The sequence below is a fragment of the Clostridium sp. CF012 genome (assembly GCF_018861755.1).
Taxonomy (GTDB): Bacteria; Bacillota; Clostridia; order Clostridiales; family Clostridiaceae; genus Clostridium_AD.
Map to the genome: position 1 here is coordinate 1 of NZ_JAHLEF010000148.1, position 526 is coordinate 526.

The window sequence follows — 526 nt, forward strand, 5'->3', positions numbered from 1 at the left end:
ACATATTATTGTGAGTATAGCCATATCCCAAACATTGTCCTCGTTATATTGTTCTTTCTTACTTCTGCAAGATAATAAACAAAGTGCTGAAAGAATTCCTATCATTATCATTAATCCATATCCATAAATTTTCACAAAAGAAAACTCAAATAATATCGGTTTCATTTGTACCCCCCCAATCTATTAAACTTATGCTTTTATTTGATCCACCCCATCTACTTATCACAACAAAATACTAAGGGAAGCATATGCTTCTCTTAGTATTTTGTTTTCTTAAATCTTATTAGATAAATTATAATACACTAAAAAATTTAAAGCAAATATAATTAATCTTATCGAATTTTTAACGTTTCAACTATGCTTTCAAAAATAGCGCCATAGGTTTCTTTAAAATTAACATTTTTTATAAAAAATGAAAATCTATAAAACTCTTCGCCATCATCAATAAAATATTCATAGGACTTATACCAATTATTGTCCGATACATTAATTAAGTATTGTACTACATATGTTTTTTTGCCATTAA

1 protein-coding gene and 1 pseudogene are annotated in these 526 nt (G+C 26.2%); both read right to left on the reverse strand.

Annotated features, from left to right (window positions below):
• Nucleotides 1-165 (reverse strand): prolipoprotein diacylglyceryl transferase family protein (locus tag KPL50_RS27680; protein ID WP_216301489.1); only part of this gene is annotated, 165 nt, incomplete at its 3' end.
• 167 nt (nt 166-332) lie between these two features.
• Nucleotides 333-526: pseudogene (locus KPL50_RS26780) on the reverse strand (hypothetical protein); the annotation flags it as partial.